Origin of the sequence: Kribbella sp. NPDC050124, assembly GCF_044460355.1 — a bacterium.
In the GTDB taxonomy this organism is placed as follows: Bacteria; Actinomycetota; Actinomycetes; order Propionibacteriales; family Kribbellaceae; genus Kribbella.
Window position 1 is genome coordinate 194,679 of record NZ_JBITJU010000014.1, and the last position, 25,278, is coordinate 219,956.

Here is a 25,278-nt window from a genome sequence, read left to right on the forward strand (position 1 = left end):
CACTGTTCGAGATACGCGCAGAGACAGGGAATGACGATGAAAGAACCCGAGGTCACCGCGGTGGACCCGCGGCGGTGGCGGATGCTGGGACTGCTCGCGATAGCGCAGTTCATGCTGATCCTGGACGTGACCGTGGTGGCGATCGCGCTGCCGCACATCGGCGCCGATCTGGGACTGGAGCGCGACACCCTGACCTGGGTGGTCAGCGCGTACACGCTGATGTTCGGCGGCCTGATGCTGCTCGGCGGCCGGGCGGCCGACCTGTTCGGCTCCCGCCCGGTCGTGCTGACCGGGCTGGCGGTGTTCACCGCGGCCTCGCTGGCGACCGGCCTGGCGAACAGCGCCGAGCTGCTGATCGGCGGCCGGATCGCGCAGGGGATCGGCGCCGCGATGCTGTCGCCGGCTGCGCTGTCGACGGTGACCAAGACCTTCGACGGCGACGAGCGGAACAAGGCGCTCGGTATCTGGTCCGCCATCGGTGGCGGCGGCTCCGCGATCGGCGTGCTGCTCGGTGGCGTGCTGACCGCCGGGCCGGGCTGGCAGTGGGTGTTCTACGTGAACGTGCCGATCGGCGTGATCGTGTTCGCGACCCTGCTGAAGATGCTGCCCGCCGACCGTCCGGCCGAGCGCCGTGGCCGGCTCGACGTACCGGGCGCGATCCTGGTCACGGCGGGGACGGGTACGGCGATCTACGCGCTGATCAACGCCGGTGACCGCGGCTGGCTGTCGGCCGCGACGCTCGGCACGCTGGCGGGCGCGGTCGTGCTGTACGCGGTGTTCGCCTGGCTGCAGACGGTCGTCCGCTCGCCGCTGATGGACCTGAAGATCCTGACCCGCCGCCCGGTCGCCGCCGGCACGCTGCTGATCCTGGTCGCGACCGCCCTCATGATCGCGGTCTTCTTCCTCGGATCGTTCTACCTGCAGCACTACGAGGGGTACGGCGCTCTGCGCACCGGACTGCTGTTCCTGCCGATCGCAGTCCTGACCATCATCGGGGCGCAGGTGGCCGGCCAGGTCATCGGCAAGCTCGGCGCCCGTCCGGTCGCGGCCATCGCGCTCGCGATCGCCGCAATCGGCATCGCTGTTCCCGCCATCTGGGAGGGTGCTGCCATGGTCGTGATCGGGACGAGCTTCGGCGCCGGCGGTATCGGTGCGGCGTTCGTCGCCGCCTCGACCACCACGTTCTCGCAGATCCACTACACCGAGGCCGGGCTGGCGTCCGGGATCCTGAGCACCTTCCACGAGTTCGGTGCGGCGCTCGGTGTCGCGATCGTGTCGAGTATTGCGGCAGCCAGCCTGGCCGGGACGGTGACGACCGGGTTCAGCCGTGGATTCACGTTCGCCGCGATCACTGCGGCCGTAGCAGCCGTTCTCGCGCTGGTCGTCGTACCGGTCGCCAAGCCTTCGACAGGAGCAGCTCATGTCCACTGAGACCCGCCGTGCAGTGCCTGCGGACGCCGAGCTCGTTCAGACCATGCTGGTCGAGCTCGCCAGTTACCAGGACCAGGCCAAGGACGTCACCGCCACCGTCGACGACTGGGAGGGCTTCCTGGGGCGCGACGACGTGATCGTCCTGATCGCAGAGGTCGACGGGGCGCCAGCCGGATATGTGTCGTCCTTGCGCCGCCCGTACCTGTGGGTCGGCGGGGACATGCTGGCCCTGGATGACCTCTACGTCCGGGAGCAGTTCCGCGACGCCGGCGTCGGCCGCCAGCTGATGCTCGCACTGGCCAGGCATGCGCTGCCCGACCGGATGCCGATCAGCTGGGGCCTACGCCTGGAGAACGAAGCCGGCTACCGCTTCTACGACCGCCTTGGTGCGAACCTCCGCACCAAGACCGCCGCCGGCTGGTCACCCACGGCCTACGAGAAGCTCCTCCAGGAATGAACCGCTTGCCGAGTTGTGGGTTCTGGTCGAGATCGCCCGGTTTCTCGAGCCAAAATCCACGACTCGACGCGGTGTTGGCGTCAGGGTGTCTTCTGGGTGAAAGCGCAACGCCAGCGGCCGTTGTGGCGGACGTAGAGGTCGGTGATCCATTCCTCGGTGGTGTACGGGGTTCCGTCCCAGCTGCCCGAACTGGCTTTCCGGGCGGTGTACACGAAGGTGTCGCCCACCCGGACCAACCGCTCGTCGCCGACGACGGTCATCGTGTGATGCGCCAGCCGACCGGAGGCGATCCAGTCGACGAGGTCGGACTTGGGGACGATGCCGTCCGGGCCGACGTACGCCCAGTCGTCGGTCAGGTGGTTGCCGACCTGCTCGGCGTCGTTGCCGACCAGCACCTCGTCGAACGCCGCGGCGACGGCGCGGACCTCGTCCTCGTCAGTCATCCGCCCAGCATGCCGAACTTCTTCGCCAACGGTGTCGATTTTGGCTGGGGTCGGTCGACGCAGGGGTGAAGGACGGACACTGACCACCTGGAAGGACCCCTGCGATGACCACCAACGAGTTGACTGTTTCTGACACCAGTCGGGTTTCCACCCGTGCGCTGCTGACCGGCGGGATCGTGGCGGGACCGCTGTACGTCGCCGTCTGGTTGGTCCAGGCGTTCACGCGGGAGGCCTTCGATGTGACCCGGCACCCGGCCAGTCTGTTGGCCAACGGCGGTCCGGGCTGGATCCAGACGGTGAACTTCGTCGTCAGCGGACTGCTGTCGATCGGTGCCGCGATCGGGCTTCGCCGTACGCTCACTGGCCGCGGGAGCACGTGGGCGCCCCGGCTGCTCGGCGCGTACGGCGTCGGCCTGCTGCTGGCCGCGATCTTCCCGGCCGACCCCGGGGCCGGCTTTCCGGCGGGTACGCCGGCCGACTACGCCGAGATCAGCACCCGCGGCATGGGCCACTTCGTCGCCGGCACCGTCGGGTTCACCGGCCTGATCGCCGCCTGCCTGGTGGTCGCCGCCCACTATCGCAGCATCGGCCGCAAGGCCTTCAGCCGCTACTCCACCGCCACCGGCATCCTCTTCTTCGGCGCCTTCGCCGGCCTCTCCGCCGGCGCCGGCTCCCGCCCCACCATCATCGCCTTCGGCCTCGCCGTCATCCTCGGCTGGACCTGGATCGCCGCCGTCTGCGCCGACCAGCGCCGCTAACCCGAACCCGGCGCCCGCCCCTCCTCCACTTTGTGCACCGTCCCCGTAAGGTGAAGCGCTTCAAGATGCTCGAACCGTGCACAAAGTGAGCCTTGAGCGGGGCGGGGCGGGGCGGGGCGGGGGCGGGGGGTGCGGGTCAGTGGTTGAGGTGGAGGGTTACCAGCCTGGTTTCGACGCCGCTGTCGACGAGGTTGCCGGCGGCGTCGAAGGCGGCTGGACCGTCGGTCATGCCGAAGTCGTTGTCGTTGATCACTGCCAGCGTGTGGGAGTTGACCAGCGCGACGCCCTCGATCTTCTTGGGGACGCCGGGGATCGTGGTGAGGTCGAGGAACAGCTTCTTCGGGAGCACCGGCGGGTTCGTCGAGGCTTCCAGCGAAGGCGTTGTGGCCGGGTCGTCCCAGCGAGTGCCGAGGATGTTGTAGCGGGACGCGAGTACGACGGTCTGCAGCCGGGCAGCGTTGTCGGTCCGCTCCTGGACCAGCAGCGTTTCGGGGCCGGTGGCAACCACCGAGGAGATCTTCAGCTCGGTGGTGTCGTCCTCACCGGGGTCGACCACGCCGACCGGGTCGAACTGGAACGCGTACTCCGCCGTGACCTTCCCGCGCCGCGGCGAGAAGCGCAGCAGGCGCGTGGTCCGGGACGCCTCGCCGACCGCCTTGGTCGGGTTCAGCAGCGGGCTCTGCAGCGCGAGCACCAGGTCGCCGCCGGGCAGCAGCGCGAGACCTTCGAAGCCGCGATTCCCCTTGCGGGTAAGGAAGATCGACGGCAGCGCCTCGATCACCGGGTAGTCGGCGCCGATCAGCGACAACCCCTTCGGCACGTACCGCGCGAGCACCTTGCCGCGCGCCGACACGTGCACGAGCGACGGGCTGTACTCGTCGACCAGCCAGAACGTCCCGTCGTGCGCCCGGACGATGCCCTCGGTGTCCAGCCCGTTCGGGTTCAGGTTCAGTCGGGTGGAAGCGTCGTACGTGTAGGGGATCTCGTCGCGACTCGCCTGGTTGGACAGGCCGGTCACAGGCGCTCCACTGCGGGTGGTGATCGGGATGGCGGTCAGGATCCGCAGCTCACTCCCGGAGACCTTCACCTTGACGATCGCCGGGTCGAAGCCGGGCACCGGGAAGGTACGGCGGTTGACGCCGTCGACCTTGATCTGCCCGTTCGGACCGCGGTCGGTCACGGTCCAGAACTCACCCGGCCGCCCGGCGGGGAACAGGTCGCTGCCGATTCCGCCGAGGTCGACGCCACGGTCGTTCGTGACACTGCCCGGCAGCAACGCGTTGGAGAACGCCGCGAGCGGGATGTCCGGCAGGGTCGCCTTGCCGGCAACACGAGCTTCCGGGCTCGCTGCCTGGGCGCCACCAGCCACCAACGCCGTCGCGACCATCGCCGCCGCGCCCACCACAACCAACCGTCGCATCATGGGTTCCCTCCCTGGAACGTCATCGCGACATTCCTCGCCGGAGGTGAACACCTGCTGGCGCCGGACCGAACCCTGGCCCAACGGAGCGCGTCTCCCGGTGAACGGAAGACCGTTCTAAGGCAGCACCCATTTCTGGTTGAGGGAGGACTGGCAGGTGTAGAGGATCAGACGCGTGCCGTTGGCGCTGGAGCCGCCGGTCGCGTCGAGGCACTGGGCGGCGCGGACGTTGATCAGCGTGCCGTTCGGGCGCGGCAACCACTTTTGGCCTGCACTGCCGTCGCACGTCCACAGGACGGCGGGCGTGCGGAGCGCCGTACTGCGGGCGTCCAGGCACTTGCCGAGCGCCCTGATGGTGCCGTCCTCGAACTGCGTCCACTGCTGGTTCGCGTTGCTGTGGCAGGTGTACAGAGTGGTCGGCGTCCCGTCGGCGGAGCTGGCCTGGTAGATGTCGACGCACTTGCCGCCGATCCCGGTGATCTGGCCGGTGTCCTGGAACACGCCGAACTCCCACAACGAGTAGTAGCTCCCCGCGACACCCCGCGCCGTCGCGTTGATCCGCACGTACCTCGCGTAGTTGGGGGTGAATGTGAGGCTGTCGGTGCCGCCGTCCCCGACCGTGGTCGAGTAGACGGTCTTCCACGTCCGTCCACTCCCAGAGACCTGGATCTGGTACGACTTCGCCCACGCCGACCCCAGCCAGCTGAGCAGGACGCGGTCCACCAACTTCACCGAGCCCAGGTCGACCCGCAGCCATTGCGGATCGCTGCGCGCACTCGACCACGCCGTCGTCATCGACCCGTCGACGGCCTTCGGACCTTCACGTCCCGCGGTGTAGACGCTCGAGACGGCCACCGGCCGGTTCAGCGCCAGGTTCCGCTTCGCGATGTACGTCGCGGTGTACGTCGTCGGCGTGGCCGGTGCGGTGAAGTTGTGGCTCCGCGCGCCGCCGTCGGACCATGAGGCGAAGCGGTAGAGCTTGCCGGCGGACGGCTGCAGCAGGTCGGCGGACAGCGATCCGTTCGACCCGACGATCGCCGTACTGGTCGTCGGCGTGCCGACCGTCTTCGAGAAGTAGGTGACCTTCAGTCCCGCGGGCTGGGTCGCGAAGGTGAGGCCGACGGTCTGCGGATCGAGCCGCACACTCTTCACGCTGGTCAGCCCGCCGGCGTCCCGGGCAGTCAGCCTGAGCTCCAGGTACGACGGATACTCGTGATCGGGTGCCGTGAACGAGCCGCTGGCACCGGTCATCGTGGTGATCTGGTGCGCGTGGCAGTCACTCGGGCAGTGGTTCATGATCAGCGCCCAGCTGAGGGCCGATCCGGGCAACGTGCCCTGGTCCGGGTCGGTCGCCGTACCGGCGAAGTTGATGGTGTCGCCGACCTTCCACTTCGTCGACGGGGTGGGCGCGGTGATGATCGCTGTGGGCGGGCCGTTGGCCACGTCGATCTCGATCGACGCAGTGCCGACGCCGCCGTGGCTGTCGGTCACGCGGAGTCTCGCGGTGGCCGTCTGGCTGCCCGAGTAGGTGTACTGCACGGTCGCCGCGGTCGAGTCGTCGTACTGGCCGTCGCCGTCCAGGTCCCACGCGTAGGTGAGCGCGTCGCCGTCGGCGTCGTTCGAGGCGGTGCCGTCGAAGGTGACTGTGAGCGGACTCGGGCCGGACGTCGGGTCCGCGTTGATGATCGCGGTCGGCGGGTTGTTGGTGCCGTTGTAGACGTAGCGCATGATCCGGCCGTTGTCGTAGTCGACGGCGAAGATGTCACCGCCCGGCCCGGTCTGCAGCCTGGTGGTGCCGTAGCCCGAGGCGAAGGTGACGGTCTCCGCCGGCGCGGGCAGACCGTTGGCGCCGGGAAGCATCGCCCAGACACACTTGCGGCTGTAGTCGGCGAAGAAGAGCGCGCCGTCGTACTCCGGCGGGTAGTTGCCCTCCTCGTAGAAGGACATCCCGGTGATCGACGAGCTGCCGGTGCCGCAGCTCTCACCCGCCACGACCTTCTCCGAGTGGTGGTAGGCGAAGTACGGCGCTGCCACCGCCGACGGACCGGCGGCGTACAAGTTCTCGCAGATGCTCAGGTCGTTCGCGTCGTACCCACTCTGCTTGGCGGCGCCCTCGTAGCAGGGCCAGCCGAAGTTGGCCACACCGGCGGTCGGGCTGACGATCCGGTTGATCTCCTCCCACTCGCGCCAGCCGACGTCGCCGACCCAGAGCTCGTTGGTGCCGGGGCGGAAGTCGAACCGCATCGGGTTGCGCAGACCGTGCGCGACGATCCGGCGCGCGTTGAGGTCCGGGCTGCTCAGCATCGGGTTGCCGGGCGCGGCCAGTCCGGTGTCGGGGTTGATCCGGATGATCGATCCGTCGAGGGTCGCCGGGTCCCCGCTGGTGCGGACGTCCTGGGCGCGCAACGCGCCACCTTCGGCCGTCGGCGGAGCCAATGCGGTTCCGGTGGGTGACGGCGGGTCGCCGCAGGGGTTGTCGGGGGTGATGTCCGAGGACGGGAAGGCGTCCTGGCCGTAGTCGGCGTAGTTGAAGTTGGCGCCCTCACCGCCGCCCGCGTAGAGCATGCCGTCCGGACCGAACTCGATCGAGCCGATCGAGTGGCTCGGGAACACCTGGCACCAGTCCTCGACCAGCACCTGCTCAGCCACGGCCGTGCCGTTCGGCGTCAGGACGGACAACCGTGCACTCGCCTGGCAGCCGTCACTCGTCGGGCCGGGCGGTGACGGGCACGGGTCGTTGGTGCCGCCAACAGTTCCCCACTTCGGGGCGGTGCCGCCGATCAGAGCGTCGTACGTGTAGAGGACGTAGACGCGGGGGTCGGCGGGGAAGTCGGGGTGCAGGGCGAGGCCGAGCAGGCCGCGATCCCAGTAGTTGTAGACCTTGGTGCGGAGATCGGCGAACACGCTGGGGGTGCTGTCGTCGAGCGAGTCGAAGACCTTCACCAGTCCGCTCTTCTCGGCGACGAACACCCGGCCGTCGGCGGAGAACGCGACGTTGGTCGGGTTCGTCAGCCCGCTGAACACGACTTGCTCACTGAAACCGCCCGGCACAACTGCAGCGCGTGCCGGCTCGGTGGCCGTCAACGGTGCCAGCAGCAGTACGCACAACGCAGCCAGCAGTCTTCTGGCGGAAAACACCATGTCGCAGCCCCCCAGGCCAAGATAGTCCCCACTCACCTGGCGCTCATCCCCCACAGGTAAGTCCCCAGGCTGGCCGTCAGCATGCGGCACGACTCGGCCCCGGTGCAAGAGGCCGTTTCAAACGGTTACCGGGACGAGTTCTGAGCCGGATCGACTGTGTTCGACTGTGTACGGACCGTTGAAGTCACAAGGCCTGCGCAGCAGATTGAGGCGCACGTTTTCGCCTGGTGAGGAGACAGTCACGATGTTCCGAACAGCCGTTGCAGCATTGGCGATCCTGCTGGTCCCGGTCGCCGGTGTCACGCCCGCCGCAGCGTCCGAGAAGTACGAGTCCTTCCGCCCGGGGCAGCCGTGGCAGGACACCAACGGCCAGGTGATCCAGGCCCACGGCGGCCAGGTCGTGCCGGCCACCGACAACAGCGGGCAACGGATCTACTACTGGTACGGCGAGGACCGCAGCAAGGGGTACTTCGACAGCCCCGGTGTGCACGTGTACTCGTCGTACGACCTCTACAACTGGAAGGACGAAGGACTCGCGCTACGGGCGATGAGCTCGGTCGACCAGTTCGAGAACGACAAGTACTTCGCCAAGCTCTACAAGGGCTACACGGCCGCGCAGAAGGAGATCGTGTGGCGTGACCTGTCGACCAACAGCGTCCGCGAGGACGGCTGGGCGCGGCCGTCGATCCTCGAGCGGCCGAAGGTGATCTACAACCAGGCCACCCGCAAGTGGGTGATGTGGGTGCACTCCGACGGACCGTCGTCGCCGACGAGCACCTCGACGTACGCCCGGGCCGAGGCCGGTGTCGCGATCGCGGACTCGCCGTTCGGCCCGTTCCGGTGGATCGACTCCTACCGGCTGAACCGGGTGCCGAGCGACTCGGTGCCGTGGTGCGGTACGTCGTCCGCGTTCGACCCGGCCGGCGGGATGGCGCGGGACATGAACCTGTTCGTGGACGACGACGGCACGGGCTACATCATCTACTCGTCCGAGGAGAACCGGACGATGTACGTGTCCAAGCTGAACAAGTCCTACGCGTACCTGTCCGCGGCGCCGGAGAACGCCGTACAGGGGAAGGACTTCGTCCGGACGCTGCCGTGCAACCAGCGTGAGGCGCCGGCGATGTTCAAGTCCGAGGGCACCTACTACCTGGTGACGTCGGGCGCGACCGGCTGGGACCCGAACCCGGCGCGGTACGCGACGTCGCAGAACATCCTCGGCCAGTTCACCGACCGCGGGAACCCGGTGCCGGGCGCCGGGGCGGCGAACACGTACCGGTCGCAGAGCACCAACGTGATCCCGGTCGATCGCAAGCACAACAAGTTCGTCTTCATGGGCGACCGGTGGACACCGAGTGATCTCGCGAACGCGCCGTACGTCTGGATGCCGATGAGCTTCGGCGAGGGCGGCAGCCTCACCATCGGGCCGGACCAGGAGTGGACGCTCAAGGACCTGAAGCCCTACACGCGCTGGACCGTCACGTCCGCCGTCCCGGACCATGTGTGGCTCAACGACACCAGCACGCTGCCTTCTTTGGTGACTGTCGCGACCGCCCGCGGCTCCTCGCAGGTCGGCGTCACGTGGGACGCCGCGAGCGTTTCGAATCCAGGACCCGCGCAGCTCAAGGGGACTCTCGCGGACGGGCGAACCTTCACCCGTTCCGTGATTGTCGTCCCGCAAGGTCTCCGGTACGCCGTCAACGCCGGCGGCACCGCCACGCCGGACTGGACCCGCTTGGCGGAGGTCGCCTCGCCGTTGTTGAACTCTGCTCCTGAACAACCGCTGGGGACGGACCCAGTGACCGGGACTACTTGGGGATACACGGGTTCGAGCGCGCCTTCCGGCACCGGTGATCTCTACACGACCCTGCGTTACGCCAAGAATCATGAGCCGCTCGTCTACACCTTCGGCGGTCTGGAACCCGGTGCCTACACGGTCCACGCCGGCTACTACGACCCTTGGCCGTGGGCGAACCGCGCGGCCTCGGTCTCGGTGAACGGCTCGGTCGTCGACGCCGAGCGCCTGTTCACGGCGACCCCGACGGCGGCGGCGTACACCGGCGAAGTGGGCGCGGACGGGAAGCTCACCGTCACCATCGCCCCGACTCGCGCCCCCGACATCCAGGTCAGCTGGCTGATGGTCGCGAAGAAGTGAATGGTGGGTTCCCCGGGACGCTCCCCGAGCGGGCGACCTGCGCCTGGACGGTAACCCGACGACCCGGGGAACCCAGCCACTGATCCCATCACATCGACGGGTCATGCAACGAACGGGGGTCCGAATCGCATCCTCGGGACATGAGGAAAATCCTGGGGCTGTTCGTTGCGGGGGTGGCGTTGACCGCTTGCGGTAACGAGGTGGTGGCGGCCGGTGACACCGGCGGCTTACCGGTCGGTACGTCGTACCTCTCGGTGCAGGTCACCGAGGACGGCAAGGACAAGCAACTGGCTCCCGGAACGCGACTACGGCTGGACTTCACGAAAGAAGGCAGTCTGGGCTTCGACGCCGGCTGCAACCAGATGGGTGGTGACGCCTCGCTGAACGGCGGGACATTGACGATGGCGTCGTACGGCGGGACCGAGATGAGCTGCGGTCCGGCAGTGGACGCCCAGGAGAAGTGGCTGGGTGAACTGCTGGCGGGCGGCCCCACCTGGAAGCTCGAGGGCGACCGGCTGACCATCACCCGGGGGAGTACGACGATCGTGCTCCGGGACCGGAAGGTCGTCGAACCCGATCTTCCGCTCGCCGGGACGATCTGGAACGTCGACGGACTGGTGACGAAGGAAGTCGTCGACCACTATCACAGCGTGCCGCCGGCGACGCTCACCATCGTCGGCGATCGGGTCAGCGGCTCGACCGGCTGCAACCAGTTCCACGGCACGGTCACGCAGACCGGGAGCACGTTGACGTTCGGGTCGTTGATCGTCACGGACAAGGGGTGTTCGGGCGATGCTCTCCGGCTGCAGGACGGCGTACTGGCCAGGTTGAAGGGCAATCTGACGTACACGATCGACCACGACCGGCTGCAACTTCGGCGGTCCGACGGCACGGTCGGGCTCGATCTGGTCGCCGGCAAGTGAGAATGACGGGGTGAGCTCGGCACGGACTGCGGCGCGAAGTCTTCCGGTGGGGCCGGGTGTCTACCGGTTCCGCGATGCTTTGGGGAAGGTGCTGTACGTCGGCCGCGCGGTCAACCTGCGCCGACGTGTGCAGTCGTACTGGACGAACCTCGGCGACCGGCCGCGGTTGCGCCGGATGGTGGAGCGGATCGACCGGGTCGAAGGGGTGTGGTGCGACTCCGCGCACGAGGCTGCCTGGCTGGAGCGCAACCTGCTCGAGCACTCCAAACCACGCTGGAACCGGACCAAAGGCGGTCAGGAAGTCGTCGGCTACATCCGGTACGACGAGGGCCCGCTGCGATCCGATTTGCGGTTCGCTCATCTGGCCACTGGACCGGCCCGACACTTCGGTCCCTACCTCGGCGGAGTGCAAATCCGGCTGGCGCTCTCCGCGCTCCATCGAGTGTTGCCGCTGGCCTACGCGGGGGCGACGAATGGTTCCGCGCGCGAGTTCGCCGACCTGCTCGGGGTCGGCTCGGCCGATCGGGAGACCCTTGCCCGCACGGCGATCGCCGTACTCGACCGCGATCCTGGGGCAGTGGCTGCGTTGCGAGGCGAGTTGGAACGGCGGCGGGATCGCGCGGCGGGGGAGCTGCGGTTCGAGTTCGCGGCGAAGCTGCAGGACGAGATCGCGGCGATCGACTGGATCGTCGCGGAGCAAAAGGTCTCTTCGCTGGCGGTCTTGGACCTCGAGGTGGCGGGGTGGGCGGACGGGGTCCTCGTGCAGTTCCAGATCCGGGGCGGCCGGATGTGCACCTGGACGCAACGTGGTGTTGCAGCGCCGCCGGACCTTGTCGCCGCGACACCGGCGCTGTGGCAGCCCTTCGTCCAGCGCAACGCCGAGCTCGCCGCTCGCTTGCTTCACAGTCAGTGACATCTTGGCCACATAGCATCTGCTGTCATGGCTTCTTATGGCGTCCCGCCGCAGCGTAGCCGTGGTCCCATCGTGCTGGTCGGCGTACTCGTGCTGGTGCTGATCGTCGTGCTGGCGGTCGGGGCGGTGGTCCTCGTACGGCGGGCCAACGAGCCTGACCCGCCGGCGATCGCCTCCAAGCCGGCTTCGGCTGATGCTTTGCAGTTCCGGCGCGTGCTCAAGGCATCGCCAGGTGGTTGCGACAGCGCATCGCCGGCTGCGTCTCCGAGCGTGTGTGGTTTGGACGGCTACACCTACGTGCTCGGCAAGGTCGAGCTCGACGGCAGCCACGTGAGCGAAGTGAAGGCGGCGCAGGCACCGGAGACCACCGGCTGGCTGGTGAACCTGACACTTGACGACTCGGGGGCCCAGCTCTTCGCCAAGCTCACCGGCGACCTCGCGACCCAGCAGATGCCGCTCAACCAGCTCGCGATCGTCGTACGCAACCAGGTCGTCGCCGCACCGGCCGTCCAATCCGCCATCCCTGGCGGCAAACTCCAGATCACCGGCAACTACAGCCAGAAGGACGCCGAGAAGCTCGCCGGCCAGATCACCGGCTGAACCTCCTCCGATCCGCTCCGCCGCCCGCCCCGAACACCCAAGGGAAGCAGGACAGCACCTGCAGCGGCGGAGGGATCGGATCATGCGCGTGCCTGTAGTGCGACGACACCCTGGTCGGCATCGCCGGGTGTCGACGGACCAGAGTCGCTGGAAGCTGGCGGGTGCGGTTGCCGCGGTGGTCACCCTTGGAGGGCTGGCGTTTGCGCCGCTGTCCGACCCTTCGGCGACCGTTCGGTTCACCACGGTCGACCCGTTCATCGAGGACGAGGTGCTGGCCGAGTACGTCGAACCCGAGCAGCTGGAGGCGGTCCCTGCCGGGCCCGGTCGGGTCGCGAAACCAGTGCAGATGGTGCTCGCCGGCGCCCCGGTGATCAAGACTCTCGGCGAGAGCGGAATCCCCGACGTTGCGCTGCGGGCCTACAAGCAGGCCGAGGCACGGCTAGCGGTCAGCGACCCCGACTGCGGGGTGCCATGGACCCTGCTAGCCGCGATCGGCCGAGTCGAGTCCAACCACGGCCGCTTCGGCGGCGCCCAGCTACGCGCCGACGGCTCAGCAACCCGCCGAATCCGCGGCATCCCCCTCGACGGCCGCCCGAACGTAGCCCTCATCCGCGACACCGACAACGGCGCCCTCGACGGCGACACGACGTACGACCGCGCGGTAGGCCCGATGCAGTTCATCCCATCCACCTGGCGCTCCGTGAACGCCGACGCCAACCGCGACGGCTTCGCCGACCCCAACAATCTCTTCGACGCCGCTCAAGGCGCCGCCCAATACCTCTGCACCGGCACCTCGAACCTGACCGATCCAGCCCGAGCCGCCAAGGCCGTACGCCGCTACAACAACGCCGACTCCTACGTCCGCGTAGTACTGGAACTGGCCCGCATGTACCAGTCCGGCCGGATCGCCGCCCTCCCGTCAACCGGCGATCTCCTCCCAGACGAGCCCACCGATCAGCGGGCGGCGAACCCCTGGCCGGCGCGAGGCTGGCCCACCAACCCGCAGCCCGAAGCCCCGTGGGACGCCGCGGCCCAACCGACCGAACCCACAGCACCACCACAAGCCGCAATCCGTCCACGACCAACGGCCCCGCCGCCGACGAGCCCAGTCGCCCAGCGTCCCGCCGCTCCCGAACCCAGCACAGCCATCCCCTCCAAGCCGCCGTCCGCCCAACCGACACCCCCGAAGCCGCCGCAAACTCAGCCACCCAACCCGACCCGGCCCTCAGAACCCAACCCGACAACACCCCCGAGCCCGTCCGCCCCCAACACGACGCGCCCGTCCGCGCCGAAGCCGTCCGACCCGAGCACGACGCGCCCGTCCGACCCGAAGCCGTCCGAGCCGACCACGACGCGCCCGTCCACGCCGACCCCGTCCGAGTCGAGCACGACGACGCGCCCATCGGAGCCCAAGCCGTCCGTGCCGAAGCCCTCTGAGCAGAAGCCATCCGCGCCGAAGGCGACCGAGCCCGAGCCATCCGACTCCGAGCCCGCCGGCTCGCCCACGCCGGAGCCGTCCGCTGACAAGGGCTCCGCCGACACGAGCCCCGCGCCATCCGCCGACTCAACGCCGGCGCAGCGACCGACCACGGCCGCAGTCGGCTGGGCCCCGGCAATGCGCCAAGTAGTCGGCCAAGTACTCACCCGCCCCGCGTGCCCCACACCCAAACCAGAGCGGCCCTCCAACCCCTGCCCCGACGACACCGGAAAGCCGCCCTCACCACAAGACCCCAAGAACCGAAAACCATGCACGCCACAGAACGCGTGCAAGCCCCCGAGTTCCCCACGCCCATCGACGGAAACCGACCGCTGAGCACCCAAGCCCCGCAGTGACACCGACGCAACGACCGTCTGCGTCGGTGCCACCGTGCGGCCCACCGCACCAAAGTTGCTAACAGCAACTAGCGCGCCCCTGGAAACCCCGCCGCCTCCAACCGCCCCGTCACCGCCTCCCGCCGCCCGGTCGCCGTCTGCCAACGCCGGGTCGCCGTCACCGGCTGCCTCCCGCCCGGTCGCCGTCACCCAACGCCCCTCGCCGTCACCGGCCGCCCCTCGCCGTCTCCCACCGCCCGGCCGCCGCCCGGTCGGCGTCTCCCAACGCCCGTCGCCGTCACCGGCCACCGCCCGCCCCTCGCGGCTGCAGCCAACCTCGCCGCCACTCACACCGTCCGAGCCCGAATGCCCGGGGCCGATTCATGGGAGACCCCCGTCAGTTGCTCCCTTCTCCCACCACACTCCGGGGGAAACGGACCATTTCATGGGAGAACTCCGGAGGTGGTCACAAGCGCAGGTCGTGGCTGGGAGCGCCCGACCCCGACTCACCACCCCGCTTGAGCAGGCGCCAGCGGATGGATCAGTGGCGTTTGCGGCGGTCTGCCTTCGACTGGGCGCGGCGGCGTTTGCGTTCGCGGCGGGCCCGGTCCTCCTCAGCATGGCTCGGGGCGGCGTGGTTCGAGGCGCTGTGATGTGGAGCGCTGTGGTTCGGGGCGGCGTGGCCGGCGCCAGTGTTACCTGGTGACGCGGTGTTTTCGCGGGCGTGCGCGCGGGCGTTGCGGATCAGGACCACGACCACGCAGAGGATCGCCAGCGCGGAGAACATGACCACGTACCACATGCTGCCTCCTCCCGGTTGCTGTCGATTCTCGACGCGATCAGCACGGCAGACCTCATCCACGGCGGGTGACGTCGGCGGCTATCGGACACCACAGCGGCCGGGCACATCCGATCGGCTGGCAGTCCCGAAGAGGTGGTTGAGGCGCCGGGTGGATCGGCGCCGTGATCGAGAGGGTGAATCAGCATGCATCAACCACGACGACGCGTCCGGATCATCGCCGCGACGCTGGCCGCGATGGCGTTACCCGCGACGGCCCTCGTCCTCAGCAACGCGACGCAGGCAACAGCCGGCGCCAGGACCGACTCCGCACCGGTTCAGACCAGGAACGTCCAGAGCTCCGACGCGATCGGCCTGACCGACAAGGGCTGGCTGGTGACGTTCCGCGTCGGGTCCGCCGACAAGATCCGCCGTACGGCGAAGGTCCAAGGACTGAAGGACGACCAGCGCCTGATCGGCATCGACTACCGCGTACAGGACGGGAAGCTGTACGGCGTCGGCGACCGCGGTGGCATCTACACGATCAACACCGGCCGCAACTTCGGCCAGGCCACCAAGGTCTCGCAGCTCACCGTCGCCCTGGCCGGCCAGAACTTCGGCGTCGACTTCAACCCGGCCGCGAACCGGCTGCGCGTGATCAGCGACACCGGCCAGAACCTGCGCCACAACATCGACGACCCCGCCGGTACGCCGGCCGCCGGCACGACCGCCACCGACGGCACCCTCGCCTACCCGGGCGTCCCGCCTGCTCCGCCGACCACGGCGACCCAGGTGACTGCGGCGGCGTACACCAACAACGACCTCGACCCGAACACCGCGACCACGCTGTTCGACATCGACACGATGCTCGACCAGGTCGTGATCCAGTCACCGGCGAACGCCGGACTGCTCGCACCCACAGGCAAGCTGACCGTCGACGCCGGCCAGTGGGCCGGGTTCGACATCTCCACGCGCCGCGACGGCAACCGCGGTTTCGCCGTACTGGACGTAGGCGGCCGCATGCGCCTGTACGACATCGGCCTGACCACCGGCAAGGCAACCCGCCTCGGCACCTTCCCCACCAACACCCGCGTCACCGACCTCGCCGTACCGCTGGCCCGCTGACCCATGCGCCCAGGCTCCGGCCGCCCCACCGGAGCCTGGCAACGGCTGACTTGCTTGCATGAAAGCTTGCTCGACGCTCAGCGGTTGTCGATGGCATTGCGTAGGTTGATCTTCTCGGCGATGAGCGACTGCACCTCGACGATCTCCTTGGTCGACAGCCCGGTCCGTACGGCGATGTCGGCGATCGACAGGTCGTCGGCGAGATAGCGCAGTACCGTCTTCTCCAACGGGGTGAACAGGTGCACGCTGGTGCTCGTGTCCCGCCGGGTGGTCGCCGCCATGATCGCCGCGGCGATCGGGAACCCGCCGCGAATCGCCTCGTGCAAGTGGCCTGCAGTTCGTCCATGCTGAACGGCTTGGTGAGAAAGCCGACCGCGCCGGCCTCCAGCCCCCGAAGCAGAGCCGCACGATCGCTCTTCGCGGTCACCATGACGACGCGGGACGACGGGTGCACCCGGGCGATGATCTCGGTGGCGGTGCAGCCGTCCATGCCGGGCAGGCCGATGTCCATCGACACGACGTTGGGTGGGTTCTCGCGAACCCTTCGGACCGCGTCCTCGCCGCTGCCGGCGATCCCCACGACTTCGAAACCGACGCTCCGGAGGGTCATCGCGAGTGCCTCGGCGAGCGCGCTGTCGTCTTCGACGATCAGTACGGTCGGTGGCCCGGAACTCGGACGGACGCGGCAGGCCGGTCGAGGATCTCCGCGATCTCCGCCGGCGTGAAGCCGTCGATGCTAGGCCCGCGGGTTGTCGATCGTCTCCCAGTGCGGGAACGCCTTGGCGCACGCCTCCTGCGCCAGGTCGAACGACTCCTGCCAGCTCGCACCGATCCGGCGCGCGAACAGCAGCAGGTCCGGGAACTCACGGCGGTACCAGTCCTCGAACCCGCAGGGTTCCGGCGGCAGTGACATCACGTTCCTCTCGGCGACGATCGGGTACGGCGCGATCAGCCCGCGACCGGTTCACGACCGGACCCGATCTCGGCCCGTACGCCGGTCACGTCGTCGTCGACGTACACACTGCCCTGCGGCAGCGCCGGCACGATCCGGAGAATCCGCTGCTGCCGGTGCCACTCGTGCACCCGCTAACACGCGCCATCACAGCCAGAACGTCTGGTTGTTTGCCGTGGGTGTGAAGGTTCGGTTGGTGGCGTAGACGTACATGCCGCGCCGGGTTCGCGTGGCGCTGCAGTAGAGGTTCGCGTTGAGGGTGTTGCTCTGACCCAAGTGGACCTTTGGGGTGATGACGGCATCTCCCTTGTCCCAGTTCGTCTTCCACAGCCCGCGTTCGACGCCTGGATGGCGGTGACCTTGCCGCCGTTCGGGCAGTTCCAGTTCCCGTAGACAACGGAAACCCTGCCGGTTGTCACAGTTTGCGCCGCCGGCGCGTCCGTAGTGGCAATGCCGTACACCACTGCGAGCGCAGACAGCGCGGCCGACACTTTCCTGCACATGTCGAATCCTCCCCCCGACCCGTGTTACGAGTCACTTGCTTGGAGGCTAAGGATCAGGACCGGTCCACCGCGTCCGGGGAATCACTGTCATTTCGTGGGCCGGGCACAGTGGTTTGCACTGTGCCCGGCGTCGGTGCGACTGATGGGGTCAGGGTTGTGAGCGCGGCCGTGCTCAGTGTCGACGTACAGGCTTGTAGGTATCCGGACCGGCGGCTGCCCGGTGACCGCCGGTCCGCGTCATCGCAGGATCACTGAACACAGAACGGGACGGTGACCGTGTTGGGGATGCGCAAGTCGTTGCGGCGTGCCCAGCCGGCGGTTCCATCGTCGAGGTCGCGGACGAAGAACCAGACCTGCCAGTTCGTGTGTTCGCTGTACACGACGCAGTGGACGTCGATACCTTCGCTCGCGTAGCCGATGCCCAAGGCAGTACAGCCCTCATGCGGACCTGTGCGGATGTAGGTGCCGTTCTCCTGGAAGTAGATTCCGCCGCCGCTGTACAGGTCCGGGTGGGTGTCGTGGCCGCACGCCGCACTGGCCGGAGCGGCGAGCACCACCTGGGTTGCTGCCGCGAGGGTCAGTCCTGCCGCAATGGCGAGTAGTCGAGATCGCATCCGAAATCCTTCCCCTAGGGCTGGATCCGCACCGCGGTGTGCGGCGCGGCATCGCTCAGGCTGCCCTGGTCGCCTGGTCAGAACCTGGCTGAAAGCTGGTCGCCCGGCTCGCCACCACTGGCCGGACGGGCGCCGATGGACGAAGATGACTACCCAGAGCGCCTGGGGGGTGCCATGGAGTTCCTGGTTCTGGGTCCACTCGAAGCCCGTGAGCGGGGCCGGCAACTGGTGATCGGCCCGCCGCGCATCCGGACGGTGCTGGCGCTGCTGCTCTGCTCGCCGAACACCCTGGTCAGTGTCGACAGGCTGGTGGACGAGCTGTGGCCCGAGCAGCCGCCGGCCGAGCCGCGAGACCTGGTCCATGGGTACGTCTCCCGCCTACGCCGGGCACTGCGTGCCGCGTCGGCTGCCGACCGGCTGGTCACCCGCCGGCCGGGATACCTGCTGAGGGTGGACGAGCAGGAACTGGACCGCTGGCGGTTCGAGCGACTGCTCACCGCCGCACGGTCGGCGGCACGGACCGGCTCGCTGGACGACAGCCTGGCTACGTACCGCCAGGCCGACCGGTTGTGGCGGGGCGAGCCGTTCGCCGACTCGTCACCCACTGCCAGCACGGCCGCGACCGCAGCGGCGCTCACCGAGCTGCGGCTCGCCGGCCAGGAAGAGCAGTACGACGTGGCACTCCGGCTGGGGGAGGGACCAAGACTGGTCGCTGAGCTGACCGAGATGGTCGCCGCACACCCGCTCCGGGAGCGCCTGGTCGGCCTCCTGATGGAGGCACTGGGCCGGACTGGCCGGACCGCCGACGCGATCGAACTGTTCGAGCAGACCCGCAAGATGCTGGTCGCACAGCTCGGCATCGAACCAGGGCCACAGCTCCGGACGGTGCACCGGTCACTGCTGCGCGGCGATAGCCGGCCGGACGCCGTGGGGCCGGCTGCTCCGCCGGCCCAACTGCCGGCCGACCTGCCCACGTTCACCGGTCGTGCGGCGGAGCTGACCGCGCTGCTCACGGGATCTCGCGACGGTGGCCTGCCCGCGGTGATCGTGATCGATGGCATGGCCGGAGTAGGCAAGACGGTCCTGGCGGTCCGGGCCGGCCACCGGCTCGCCCGCGAGTTTCCTGACGGGCAGCTCTTCGTCGACCTGCATGGCGGCTCTGACGGCGGCAGGCCAGTCGATCCGGAGGAGGCACTCGACCGGATGCTCCGGGCCCTCGGCTGTGCCGGCAGCCAAATCCCGCACTCGTTGCCGGAGCGGTCGGCGCTGTACCGCAGCGAACTCGCGCGGCGGAGGGTTCTGATCGTCCTGGACAACGCCGTCACCGAGGAGCAGGTGCGGCCGTTGCTGCCCGGCGCAGGCCGGTGCCTCGTGCTGGCAACCAGCCGACGGCGGCTCACCGGCTTGGACGGTGCTCGGCTGCTGTCGCTGGACGTTCTCGGATCGGTGGAGGCCATCGGCCTGTTCAACCGGATCGCCGGTGAGGCTGCCCCGGGTGATCCGGTCGAACAGATCGTCGATATGTGCGGCAGGCTGCCGTTGGCGGTCCGGATTGCGGCCGCACGGTTCCGCGCCCGCCCTGCGTGGACAATGGCCCACCTGGCCGACCGGCTCCGCGACCAGCGGACCCGGCTCGGTGAGCTGGTGGCCGGGCGGAGCAGTGTGGCCGCCGCATTCGGTCTGTCGTACGGCAAGCTCGCCGCCGACCAACGACGGGTGTTCCGGTTGCTCGGTCTGCACCCGGGTCCGGACCTGGACTGTCATGCCGCCGCCGCGTTGGCCGACACGCCGCTGCCGGAGACGAGCAGGCTGCTGGAGGAACTGGTCGACGTACATCTGCTGGAGAGTCCGCGGCCGGACCGGTACCGGTTGCACGACCTGATCCGCGCCTACGCCGCGGCCGCCGCCGCCGAGGACGAGAGCGAGTCCTCCCGCCGGGCCGCCCTGACCAGGCTGTTCGACCACTACGCCGGCTCCGCCCAGGCCGCGACCGCAGCCTGCCACCCGTCGGCAGGCCGGCTGCCGACCAGGCTCTACCAGGCAAGCAGCGTTCCTGGCCTGGACCATCCGGCGACCGCCGCCGAATGGCTCGGCCGGGAACGGACGAACCTGCTGGCGGCGGCGGCCCGGGCGACCGACGGCTGGCCGACGCATGCCGTCGACCTGTCCCGCATCCTGTTCCGGCACCTCGACAGCCAGGGGCTGTTCGCCGACGCGGAGCGCCTGCACGGGCACGCCCAGGCGGCGGCCCGCCGGTGTGGCGACGACCATGGGCAGGCGGACGCGCTGCGCTATCTCGCCAGCGTCCATGCCCGGTGGGGCCTGATCGAGTCGGCCAGGGAACTGCTTCGGCAGGCTCTCGTGCTGTACGACCGGATCGACGACCCAGCCGGCGAGGCGCACGTGCTGTACAGCCTCGGTCTGGTCAGCCTGGCCGCCGATCAGTATCACGAGTCGCTCGACCTCTGCCGGCGGGCCCTGTCCCGGTACAGCCAGCTCGGCGACTCGCTGAACCTGGCTCGCTCCCGCCATGCACTCGGCGGCATTCAGACTCGGCTGGGAGAGTACGACGAGGCGCTCGGGCATCTTGCGCACGCACTGGTGCTGCACCGCCGACTGGGCAATCGGGACGGTCAGGCCCGAGCGGTCCAGCGACTCGGTGAGGTCTGCCGACTGCTCGGCCGGGACGAGGCGGCGCTCGCGCTGCTCCAGCAGGCGGCGGCGGTCCATCGGCAGACCGGTAACCGTGACTGCCTGGCCGCCACCCTGGACAGCCTCGGCTGCCTCTACCGGCAGCGACATGAGCTGGACCTTGCGCTCGACAACCTGCACCAGGCCCTCGACCTGCGGCGCCGGCACGGTCTGCGTCCCGGGGAGGCGGAGACCCTGAACAACCTTGGACACACCGCCCAGATGGCCGGCCGGCCGGACGAGGCGTCCATGCACCACCAGCAGGCGCTGGTGATCGCCTGTGATGTCGGTGCCCGGTACCAGCAGGCCCGGGCGCACGACGGCCTGGCGCATGCGTACCAAAGACGCTCGGCCGACAAGGCCCGCCACCATTGGCGGGTCGCGCTCGGCATCTACACCGAGCTCGACGTACCCGAGACAACCAAGGTCCGCGCCCTTCTCGACGCGGTCGAGGGCGTTCCCACCACCAAGTCGCCCCGAGCGCGAGCCGACAGACCTGCAAGGAGCGACGACGAACCAGAGCACGACGACGATCACGAACACGCCGCCGGCGCCGACCATCGCCACCCGCGTATAGCGCGACCACCACTAGCCGACCAGGACACGTAACGACCACGGGGCCGCCCGCGACACCAACCCCGGGCTGCCCCAGGACCACCAAACAAAAACCGGACCCCAGATAAGGGTCCGGTCTGTCCGGGATCACATGAGAGCCGGTGAGGGGACTCGAACCCCTAACCACCGCTTTATCGGGCGACGTGATGCGTCGGCTCGCGACTTTTCTCGAAGTCGCTTGTCACCTGCGCATATGCCGACTGAGGCATGTTGATGTCTGTCATCTTTGTGCACCGTTTGCCATCCAATCCGGTGAGCTATTCGGTGAGCACACGCGCGAGTGAATTCGTCGAGTTGGAAGTTGTACAGTTCCGCAGACCGATCATCCGGCGCATGAATACCGTCGAGTGCCTGCAGAGCCGGACGGGTGACCGGGGGATACCGCTGACCTCCGCGAGCGTGCGTCAAGACCAGCTACCTTGACGCGATCCGGGACCGCCCGCCACGGCCGCGATGACCGATCGTGAGGTCCGGATGTGTGGGAGCCGGGTGCTCTCCGTCGTCAGAGACCGCTCTCGTGCTCGGCCGGCAACGCCTCGAGACTGGCCGAGAGGCGCACGAAGTTTCGTCGTCGGCGGCGATCTGGTCAGCCAGGACGTACACGTCGTCGAGCGGCCAGTGACCTTGAGGAACCCATGCCGGATCAGCTCGCCGGCCAAATCCGCGCCGACGTGCGGCTCGATCTGCGTCAACGCGCGGGAGACGGCGGAGTCCACCAGACCAAGAGCCGGGATCACAGCAGTGGCAACCTCGGCCTAGTGATTGATGCCGCGGCGGTGGGGAGCGGGTCCTCGGCTTATGACCGCCAGTGCAACACTTCGCCTGACCCTGCGCGTCCACCAAGTATGAGGCCAATTGGTCGCGGCGCAAGGTCCCCTGCTTACCTGATTCCTGCCGTCGTACTTCTGGCTTTCGCACTATCGGCGTGCGGAGACGAGGCAGCACCAACCGCTGGTGCAAGTAGTCCAACGCCCGTCGCCGAATCGACATCGCCCCGTGGCGCCGATGCCAAGCAGATTCCGTCAGCTCCAGCGCCGCCAGCATTTCTCGACCGGGCGCACGCCGTCGCACATGCCGTTCGGGCGGCCGGGATCCCGAAGGCTCCGGAAGGGATCTTCCTGTACTCGTCCCGGACGCCGGACCTTGGTTTCGACACCATCGAGCAGAAGGCTGCGTGGGGCGCTGGACACGTCATCATCGCGCCGGGCGTACAACTCAAGTCAGGTGGGATCACCCGCATTGACTTCGAGGATGGATCGAATCTTTCGGTGAGCATCCTCGATGCCCAGTCCGCTCTCGATGAAGGCATCGGAATCAGGTACGACAACTGCGGAAACCTGGGCATACCGAAATCGAAGTGCCAACTCACGATCACTGGAGCTTCGTTGACAACGGCCGAGGTGGCCACGAGCAACGGTCTCGCAACCGTCCCCGCGTGGACGTTCACCGCGAAAGGTCTCTCGAGGCCAATCGTGGCCGTCGCAGTCTCCCAAGCCAGACTGAAGCCTCTGGTCGAACCCACCCCACCACCCGGCCTCGCCGAACCGGAACGCGGCCTCCTCACAGTCGGAAGACTTATCCGGATCGACGGCCCCACCCTGACCTTCAACCTCCACCACGGAAAGTGTGACCCCAACCTTGGAGCCCACTTCCTCGAATTCGACGACCTGGTCGTCATCGGCGGAACCCACAGCCCAGTACAGGGCGGCTGCGTGGACGTAGGCCTCAGCACCCCAGCGACCATCACCCTGTCCAAGCCCCTCGGAGACCGAGCCATCATCAGCGCCACCACAGGCGCCAGACTCACCTTCTACCCCAACCTGAAATAGACCCAAAGCCCTCCGCAGGTAGGGCGAATCACGGAGCCTGGTGGTCGGCTGTCGCCGGCACCACGCAGCGGGTCGCGCGAAAATCAACGAGTGAGATCAGCGGGCCAGAACGCCTTCCACCACGGTGTCGCCAACCACCTTTCGTAGTAGGCCTCCCGCTCCGCGACGCTGCCAACCCTTGTTCGCTGGTACGTACGCCAGCACGAAGGCATGACGCCGAAACCCAAGAAGTGTTCGTCGGCTGAGGACGTCGACGACGTCGGAGATCGCCCACCTGCCGCCCCGCATGTTCACCTCGACCCTCGCGCTCGCACAGCACAACCTGTAACCCAGCCGATCGGTTTGCCGCCAAAGGTCGCCGAATGCCGTCCACAGCCCCTCTCCGACCCCGTCCAGCTCGCACCCTCCGGACCCGTAAGCACCAGAGTCCACTGGTACCGCTGACCCAAGCGCTGCTCCAACGACCACACATCCTCAATTCCGCCGATTGATACGGCGACCGCCTCCACGGCGCGATACTCGACCTGCTCGCTCATCCGCCGAACACCACCAACACGCAAACTGGAGAAGCCACGGTCAGAAGCCCAAACGAGCAGAAGTGACGATGTGGAGTAGCTGCAAGAGTTCGCGGCGCTTCGGCCGCGCGATGACGTCCACGCCCCGGAGCTGGTCAACCGGGAGCGGAGTGTCGGCCTGGTAGAGCCGGGCGAGAGCTGGAGGTGGACGAACGTCGGGCCACCCCCGCTCGAAGCAATCCGCGCAGGCGCTGCGCGCCGCCGTCGTCGTCGCGCAGCGGCACTCTCGGCCGTCGGCGTTGCAGCCGCGGTACTGGCGGTGGGCGGGACGATGCTGCTCGCGGGCGGCCCGATTGTAAGGAACCCCGGCTCCGCCGGCCGCCTCGACACCTCCGGTGCCTGCCACGACGCGATGGTGGGCATCGGGCACGCCGCCATCGCCGTGCCCGTGCAGCCACGAACCAACTCGGCTGTGGAACGCCGCTGAAGGACACGGTCATCATCGACGCAGCCCCCGGGACCTCTGTCAGACGCCCTTTCCCTTCGGCGTCGACGGCGTGGCGCTCGCCAGTCGCACGCGAATCGACTTCCAGGCCGACGAGACCTTCCAGGTCGACGGCGTGCGAGCCGAGCGTCAGCGGACAACTTGCACCGTCGACACGCTCAACCGCGTCACGGTCTGTTCAGGCACGGTGTTCATTCCGTCTCTCAACGTAGCGTTCCGAGCGGAGTCCAGTAGTACCTCCTCGGGTGAGGTCGACCGCATCCTCGAGCGGATCATGATCGTTCCAGACAAGGTCAACGCCGGTCGAACCTTGACCCAGTTCAGCGAATCGAACCCAGCCGCCCGTCCCGGCGAGCAATACGCGGAGTGGCTCACCGAACTGGGCCTGAAACCCAATATCCAGACCAAGAAGTCCCCAGGTCACATACCCGGTGACGTCCTCGCCGCCTCCCCATCGGCAGGCACGATGCTGAGGCCTGGCGCCGAGGACGGACAACTGGCTCGCATCACCAAGAACCCGGATGGCCCGTTCACCGGTGATCCGGGTTCACCGGTGATCCAGGGGCGCACTCGAGGTTGACCGGGGTGTCTGGCGGGTATCAGGTCGCGGCACGGCGCGGCCGGCAGCTGCTTTGACAGCACTGGCCGGCTCACGGCGATGAAAGACCGGGCAGGAACGGGCCTGACGTTCGGCTACACCGGGACGCTGCTCACGTCGGTCACTGACGCTGCTGGCCGCGTCGTCACACTCGCCTACGACTCCGGCTCGTCGCTGCTGACGTCGTTGACGCTGCTGGGCGGGCGCAGCGTGTCCTTCGCCTACACCGCAGGCCGGTTGACCGCCGTCACCGACACTGGCGGCGGCGTCAGCAGCGACGGCTACGACACCGGCGGGTGGCTGACCACGGTCACCGACGCCCGCCGAGCACGTGATCACCCAGGACACCTACGGCCCGGCCACCGGCAGGATCACCCAGCAGACTGACGCCAAAGGCAAAGACCACTCCGTCGACGTCTTCGACTACGACCGCCTCTACAACAACTTCGGCTCCGTCATCCCCGTGGACGCCAAACTCGTCGTACGCCGCTCCGCCGACC

General features: G+C 68.3%; 22 protein-coding genes and 1 pseudogene. 13 read left to right on the plus strand and 10 right to left on the minus strand.

The window, feature by feature from the left end; translation table 11 throughout:
- The first annotated feature begins 36 nt into the window (after positions 1-36).
- Complete coding sequence (locus tag ACIBL3_RS29020) at positions 37-1,431, plus strand: MFS transporter (protein ID WP_396356815.1); 1,395 nt, start codon at positions 37-39, stop codon at positions 1,429-1,431.
- Positions 1,421-1,888: a GNAT family N-acetyltransferase gene (locus ACIBL3_RS29025; protein ID WP_396356816.1), complete on the plus strand. Its 468-nt coding sequence runs from the start codon at positions 1,421-1,423 to the stop codon at positions 1,886-1,888. The genes ACIBL3_RS29020 and ACIBL3_RS29025 overlap by 11 nt, the downstream gene beginning before the upstream one ends.
- An 80-nt stretch (positions 1,889-1,968) precedes the next feature.
- On the opposite strand, the gene ACIBL3_RS29030 is transcribed toward ACIBL3_RS29025, so the two are convergent.
- Positions 1,969-2,331, minus strand: a complete 363-nt coding sequence (locus ACIBL3_RS29030; RefSeq protein ID WP_396356817.1) for a nuclear transport factor 2 family protein — start codon at positions 2,329-2,331, stop codon at positions 1,969-1,971.
- A 104-nt stretch (positions 2,332-2,435) separates the two neighbouring features.
- Between ACIBL3_RS29030 and ACIBL3_RS29035 the strand changes: the two genes are divergently transcribed.
- A complete protein-coding gene (locus ACIBL3_RS29035; protein WP_396356818.1) occupies positions 2,436-3,089 on the plus strand; it encodes a DUF998 domain-containing protein in 654 nt (217 codons plus the stop codon).
- Between the two features lie 136 nt (positions 3,090-3,225).
- On the opposite strand, the gene ACIBL3_RS29040 is transcribed toward ACIBL3_RS29035, so the two are convergent.
- Complete coding sequence (locus ACIBL3_RS29040; RefSeq protein ID WP_396356819.1) at positions 3,226-4,512, minus strand: esterase-like activity of phytase family protein; 1,287 nt, start codon at positions 4,510-4,512, stop codon at positions 3,226-3,228.
- Between the two features lie 114 nt (positions 4,513-4,626).
- The gene (locus tag ACIBL3_RS29045) at positions 4,627-7,650 is read right to left on the minus strand and encodes a PQQ-dependent sugar dehydrogenase (protein WP_396356820.1); all 3,024 of its coding nucleotides are present in this window, start codon (positions 7,648-7,650) and stop codon (positions 4,627-4,629) included.
- A gap of 244 nt (positions 7,651-7,894) precedes the next feature.
- Between ACIBL3_RS29045 and ACIBL3_RS29050 the strand changes: the two genes are divergently transcribed.
- The 5 genes from ACIBL3_RS29050 to ACIBL3_RS29070 all read left to right on the plus strand — a co-directional run bounded on the left by ACIBL3_RS29050 (position 7,895) and on the right by ACIBL3_RS29070 (position 14,054).
- The gene (locus ACIBL3_RS29050) at positions 7,895-9,805 is read left to right on the plus strand and encodes a glycoside hydrolase family 43 protein (protein WP_396356822.1); all 1,911 of its coding nucleotides are present in this window, start codon (positions 7,895-7,897) and stop codon (positions 9,803-9,805) included.
- A gap of 140 nt (positions 9,806-9,945) precedes the next feature.
- A complete protein-coding gene (locus tag ACIBL3_RS29055; RefSeq protein ID WP_396356823.1) occupies positions 9,946-10,728 on the plus strand; it encodes an META domain-containing protein in 783 nt (260 codons plus the stop codon).
- 10 nt (positions 10,729-10,738) lie between these two features.
- Positions 10,739-11,641, plus strand: coding sequence for a GIY-YIG nuclease family protein (locus ACIBL3_RS29060; protein WP_396356824.1), 903 nt, complete (start codon positions 10,739-10,741; stop codon positions 11,639-11,641).
- A gap of 27 nt (positions 11,642-11,668) precedes the next feature.
- Positions 11,669-12,241: a SecDF P1 head subdomain-containing protein gene (locus tag ACIBL3_RS29065; protein ID WP_396356825.1), complete on the plus strand. Its 573-nt coding sequence runs from the start codon at positions 11,669-11,671 to the stop codon at positions 12,239-12,241.
- Positions 12,242-12,323: 82 nt separating this feature from the next.
- The gene (locus ACIBL3_RS29070; RefSeq protein ID WP_396356826.1) at positions 12,324-14,054 is read left to right on the plus strand and encodes a lytic murein transglycosylase; all 1,731 of its coding nucleotides are present in this window, start codon (positions 12,324-12,326) and stop codon (positions 14,052-14,054) included.
- 540 nt (positions 14,055-14,594) lie between these two features.
- On the opposite strand, the gene ACIBL3_RS29075 is transcribed toward ACIBL3_RS29070, so the two are convergent.
- Entirely contained in the window at positions 14,595-14,855 is a 261-nt protein-coding gene (locus ACIBL3_RS29075) for a hypothetical protein (RefSeq protein ID WP_396356827.1), read from the minus strand.
- Positions 14,856-15,038: 183 nt separating this feature from the next.
- Here ACIBL3_RS29075 and ACIBL3_RS29080 point away from each other — a divergent pair, with 183 nt between their 5' ends.
- Positions 15,039-15,956, plus strand: coding sequence for a DUF4394 domain-containing protein (locus ACIBL3_RS29080; protein ID WP_396356828.1), 918 nt, complete (start codon positions 15,039-15,041; stop codon positions 15,954-15,956).
- A 77-nt stretch (positions 15,957-16,033) separates the two neighbouring features.
- On the opposite strand, the gene ACIBL3_RS29085 is transcribed toward ACIBL3_RS29080, so the two are convergent.
- The 6 genes and pseudogenes from ACIBL3_RS29085 to ACIBL3_RS29110 form a co-directional block, all read right to left on the minus strand.
- Positions 16,034-16,282, minus strand: a complete 249-nt coding sequence (locus tag ACIBL3_RS29085; protein ID WP_396356843.1) for a hypothetical protein — start codon at positions 16,280-16,282, stop codon at positions 16,034-16,036.
- Positions 16,283-16,341: 59 nt separating this feature from the next.
- Positions 16,342-16,566: pseudogene (locus tag ACIBL3_RS29090) on the minus strand (response regulator transcription factor); the annotation flags it as partial.
- Positions 16,567-16,692: 126 nt separating this feature from the next.
- Positions 16,693-16,869, minus strand: coding sequence for an RNA polymerase sigma factor (locus ACIBL3_RS29095; protein ID WP_396356829.1), 177 nt, complete (start codon positions 16,867-16,869; stop codon positions 16,693-16,695).
- Between the two features lie 35 nt (positions 16,870-16,904).
- Positions 16,905-17,039: a hypothetical protein gene (locus ACIBL3_RS29100; protein ID WP_396356830.1), complete on the minus strand. Its 135-nt coding sequence runs from the start codon at positions 17,037-17,039 to the stop codon at positions 16,905-16,907.
- 16 nt (positions 17,040-17,055) lie between these two features.
- The gene (locus tag ACIBL3_RS29105) at positions 17,056-17,409 is read right to left on the minus strand and encodes a hypothetical protein (protein ID WP_396356832.1); all 354 of its coding nucleotides are present in this window, start codon (positions 17,407-17,409) and stop codon (positions 17,056-17,058) included.
- A 250-nt stretch (positions 17,410-17,659) separates the two neighbouring features.
- Positions 17,660-18,025 carry a hypothetical protein gene (locus ACIBL3_RS29110; protein ID WP_396356833.1) on the minus strand — a complete coding sequence of 122 codons (366 nt, stop codon included), beginning with the start codon at positions 18,023-18,025 and terminating at the stop codon, positions 17,660-17,662.
- A 174-nt stretch (positions 18,026-18,199) separates the two neighbouring features.
- Here ACIBL3_RS29110 and ACIBL3_RS29115 point away from each other — a divergent pair, with 174 nt between their 5' ends.
- The 4 genes from ACIBL3_RS29115 (at position 18,200) to ACIBL3_RS29130 (ending at position 25,165) form a co-directional block, all read left to right on the plus strand.
- On the plus strand, positions 18,200-21,325 hold the full coding sequence (locus tag ACIBL3_RS29115; protein WP_396356834.1) for a BTAD domain-containing putative transcriptional regulator: 3,126 nt from the start codon (positions 18,200-18,202) through the stop codon (positions 21,323-21,325).
- A gap of 1,274 nt (positions 21,326-22,599) precedes the next feature.
- The gene (locus tag ACIBL3_RS29120) at positions 22,600-23,160 is read left to right on the plus strand and encodes a hypothetical protein (protein ID WP_396356835.1); all 561 of its coding nucleotides are present in this window, start codon (positions 22,600-22,602) and stop codon (positions 23,158-23,160) included.
- A 1,072-nt stretch (positions 23,161-24,232) separates the two neighbouring features.
- The gene (locus tag ACIBL3_RS29125; protein ID WP_396356836.1) at positions 24,233-24,760 is read left to right on the plus strand and encodes a PASTA domain-containing protein; all 528 of its coding nucleotides are present in this window, start codon (positions 24,233-24,235) and stop codon (positions 24,758-24,760) included.
- Between the two features lie 78 nt (positions 24,761-24,838).
- On the plus strand, positions 24,839-25,165 hold the full coding sequence (locus ACIBL3_RS29130; protein WP_396356837.1) for a hypothetical protein: 327 nt from the start codon (positions 24,839-24,841) through the stop codon (positions 25,163-25,165).
- Positions 25,166-25,278 lie beyond the last annotated feature (113 nt).

Excerpts from the sequence above, each read along its gene's own strand:
- ACIBL3_RS29020 (WP_396356815.1), top strand. The coding sequence starts at position 37 with ATGAAAGAACCCGAGGTCACCGCGGTGGACCCGCGGCGGTGGCGGATG.
- ACIBL3_RS29025 (WP_396356816.1), top strand. The coding sequence starts at position 1,421 with ATGTCCACTGAGACCCGCCGTGCAGTGCCTGCGGACGCCGAGCTCGTT.
- ACIBL3_RS29030 (WP_396356817.1), bottom strand. The coding sequence starts at position 2,331 with ATGACTGACGAGGACGAGGTCCGCGCCGTCGCCGCGGCGTTCGACGAG.
- ACIBL3_RS29035 (WP_396356818.1), top strand. The coding sequence starts at position 2,436 with ATGACCACCAACGAGTTGACTGTTTCTGACACCAGTCGGGTTTCCACC.
- ACIBL3_RS29040 (WP_396356819.1), bottom strand. The coding sequence starts at position 4,512 with ATGATGCGACGGTTGGTTGTGGTGGGCGCGGCGGCGATGGTCGCGACG.
- ACIBL3_RS29045 (WP_396356820.1), bottom strand. The coding sequence starts at position 7,650 with ATGGTGTTTTCCGCCAGAAGACTGCTGGCTGCGTTGTGCGTACTGCTG.
- ACIBL3_RS29050 (WP_396356822.1), top strand. The coding sequence starts at position 7,895 with ATGTTCCGAACAGCCGTTGCAGCATTGGCGATCCTGCTGGTCCCGGTC.
- ACIBL3_RS29055 (WP_396356823.1), top strand. The coding sequence starts at position 9,946 with ATGAGGAAAATCCTGGGGCTGTTCGTTGCGGGGGTGGCGTTGACCGCT.
- ACIBL3_RS29065 (WP_396356825.1), top strand. The coding sequence starts at position 11,669 with ATGGCTTCTTATGGCGTCCCGCCGCAGCGTAGCCGTGGTCCCATCGTG.
- ACIBL3_RS29070 (WP_396356826.1), top strand. The coding sequence starts at position 12,324 with ATGCGCGTGCCTGTAGTGCGACGACACCCTGGTCGGCATCGCCGGGTG.
- ACIBL3_RS29075 (WP_396356827.1), bottom strand. The coding sequence starts at position 14,855 with ATGTGGTACGTGGTCATGTTCTCCGCGCTGGCGATCCTCTGCGTGGTC.
- ACIBL3_RS29080 (WP_396356828.1), top strand. The coding sequence starts at position 15,039 with ATGCATCAACCACGACGACGCGTCCGGATCATCGCCGCGACGCTGGCC.
- ACIBL3_RS29095 (WP_396356829.1), bottom strand. The coding sequence starts at position 16,869 with ATGTCACTGCCGCCGGAACCCTGCGGGTTCGAGGACTGGTACCGCCGT.
- ACIBL3_RS29110 (WP_396356833.1), bottom strand. The coding sequence starts at position 18,025 with ATGCGATCTCGACTACTCGCCATTGCGGCAGGACTGACCCTCGCGGCA.
- ACIBL3_RS29115 (WP_396356834.1), top strand. The coding sequence starts at position 18,200 with ATGGAGTTCCTGGTTCTGGGTCCACTCGAAGCCCGTGAGCGGGGCCGG.
- ACIBL3_RS29130 (WP_396356837.1), top strand. The coding sequence starts at position 24,839 with ATGAAAGACCGGGCAGGAACGGGCCTGACGTTCGGCTACACCGGGACG.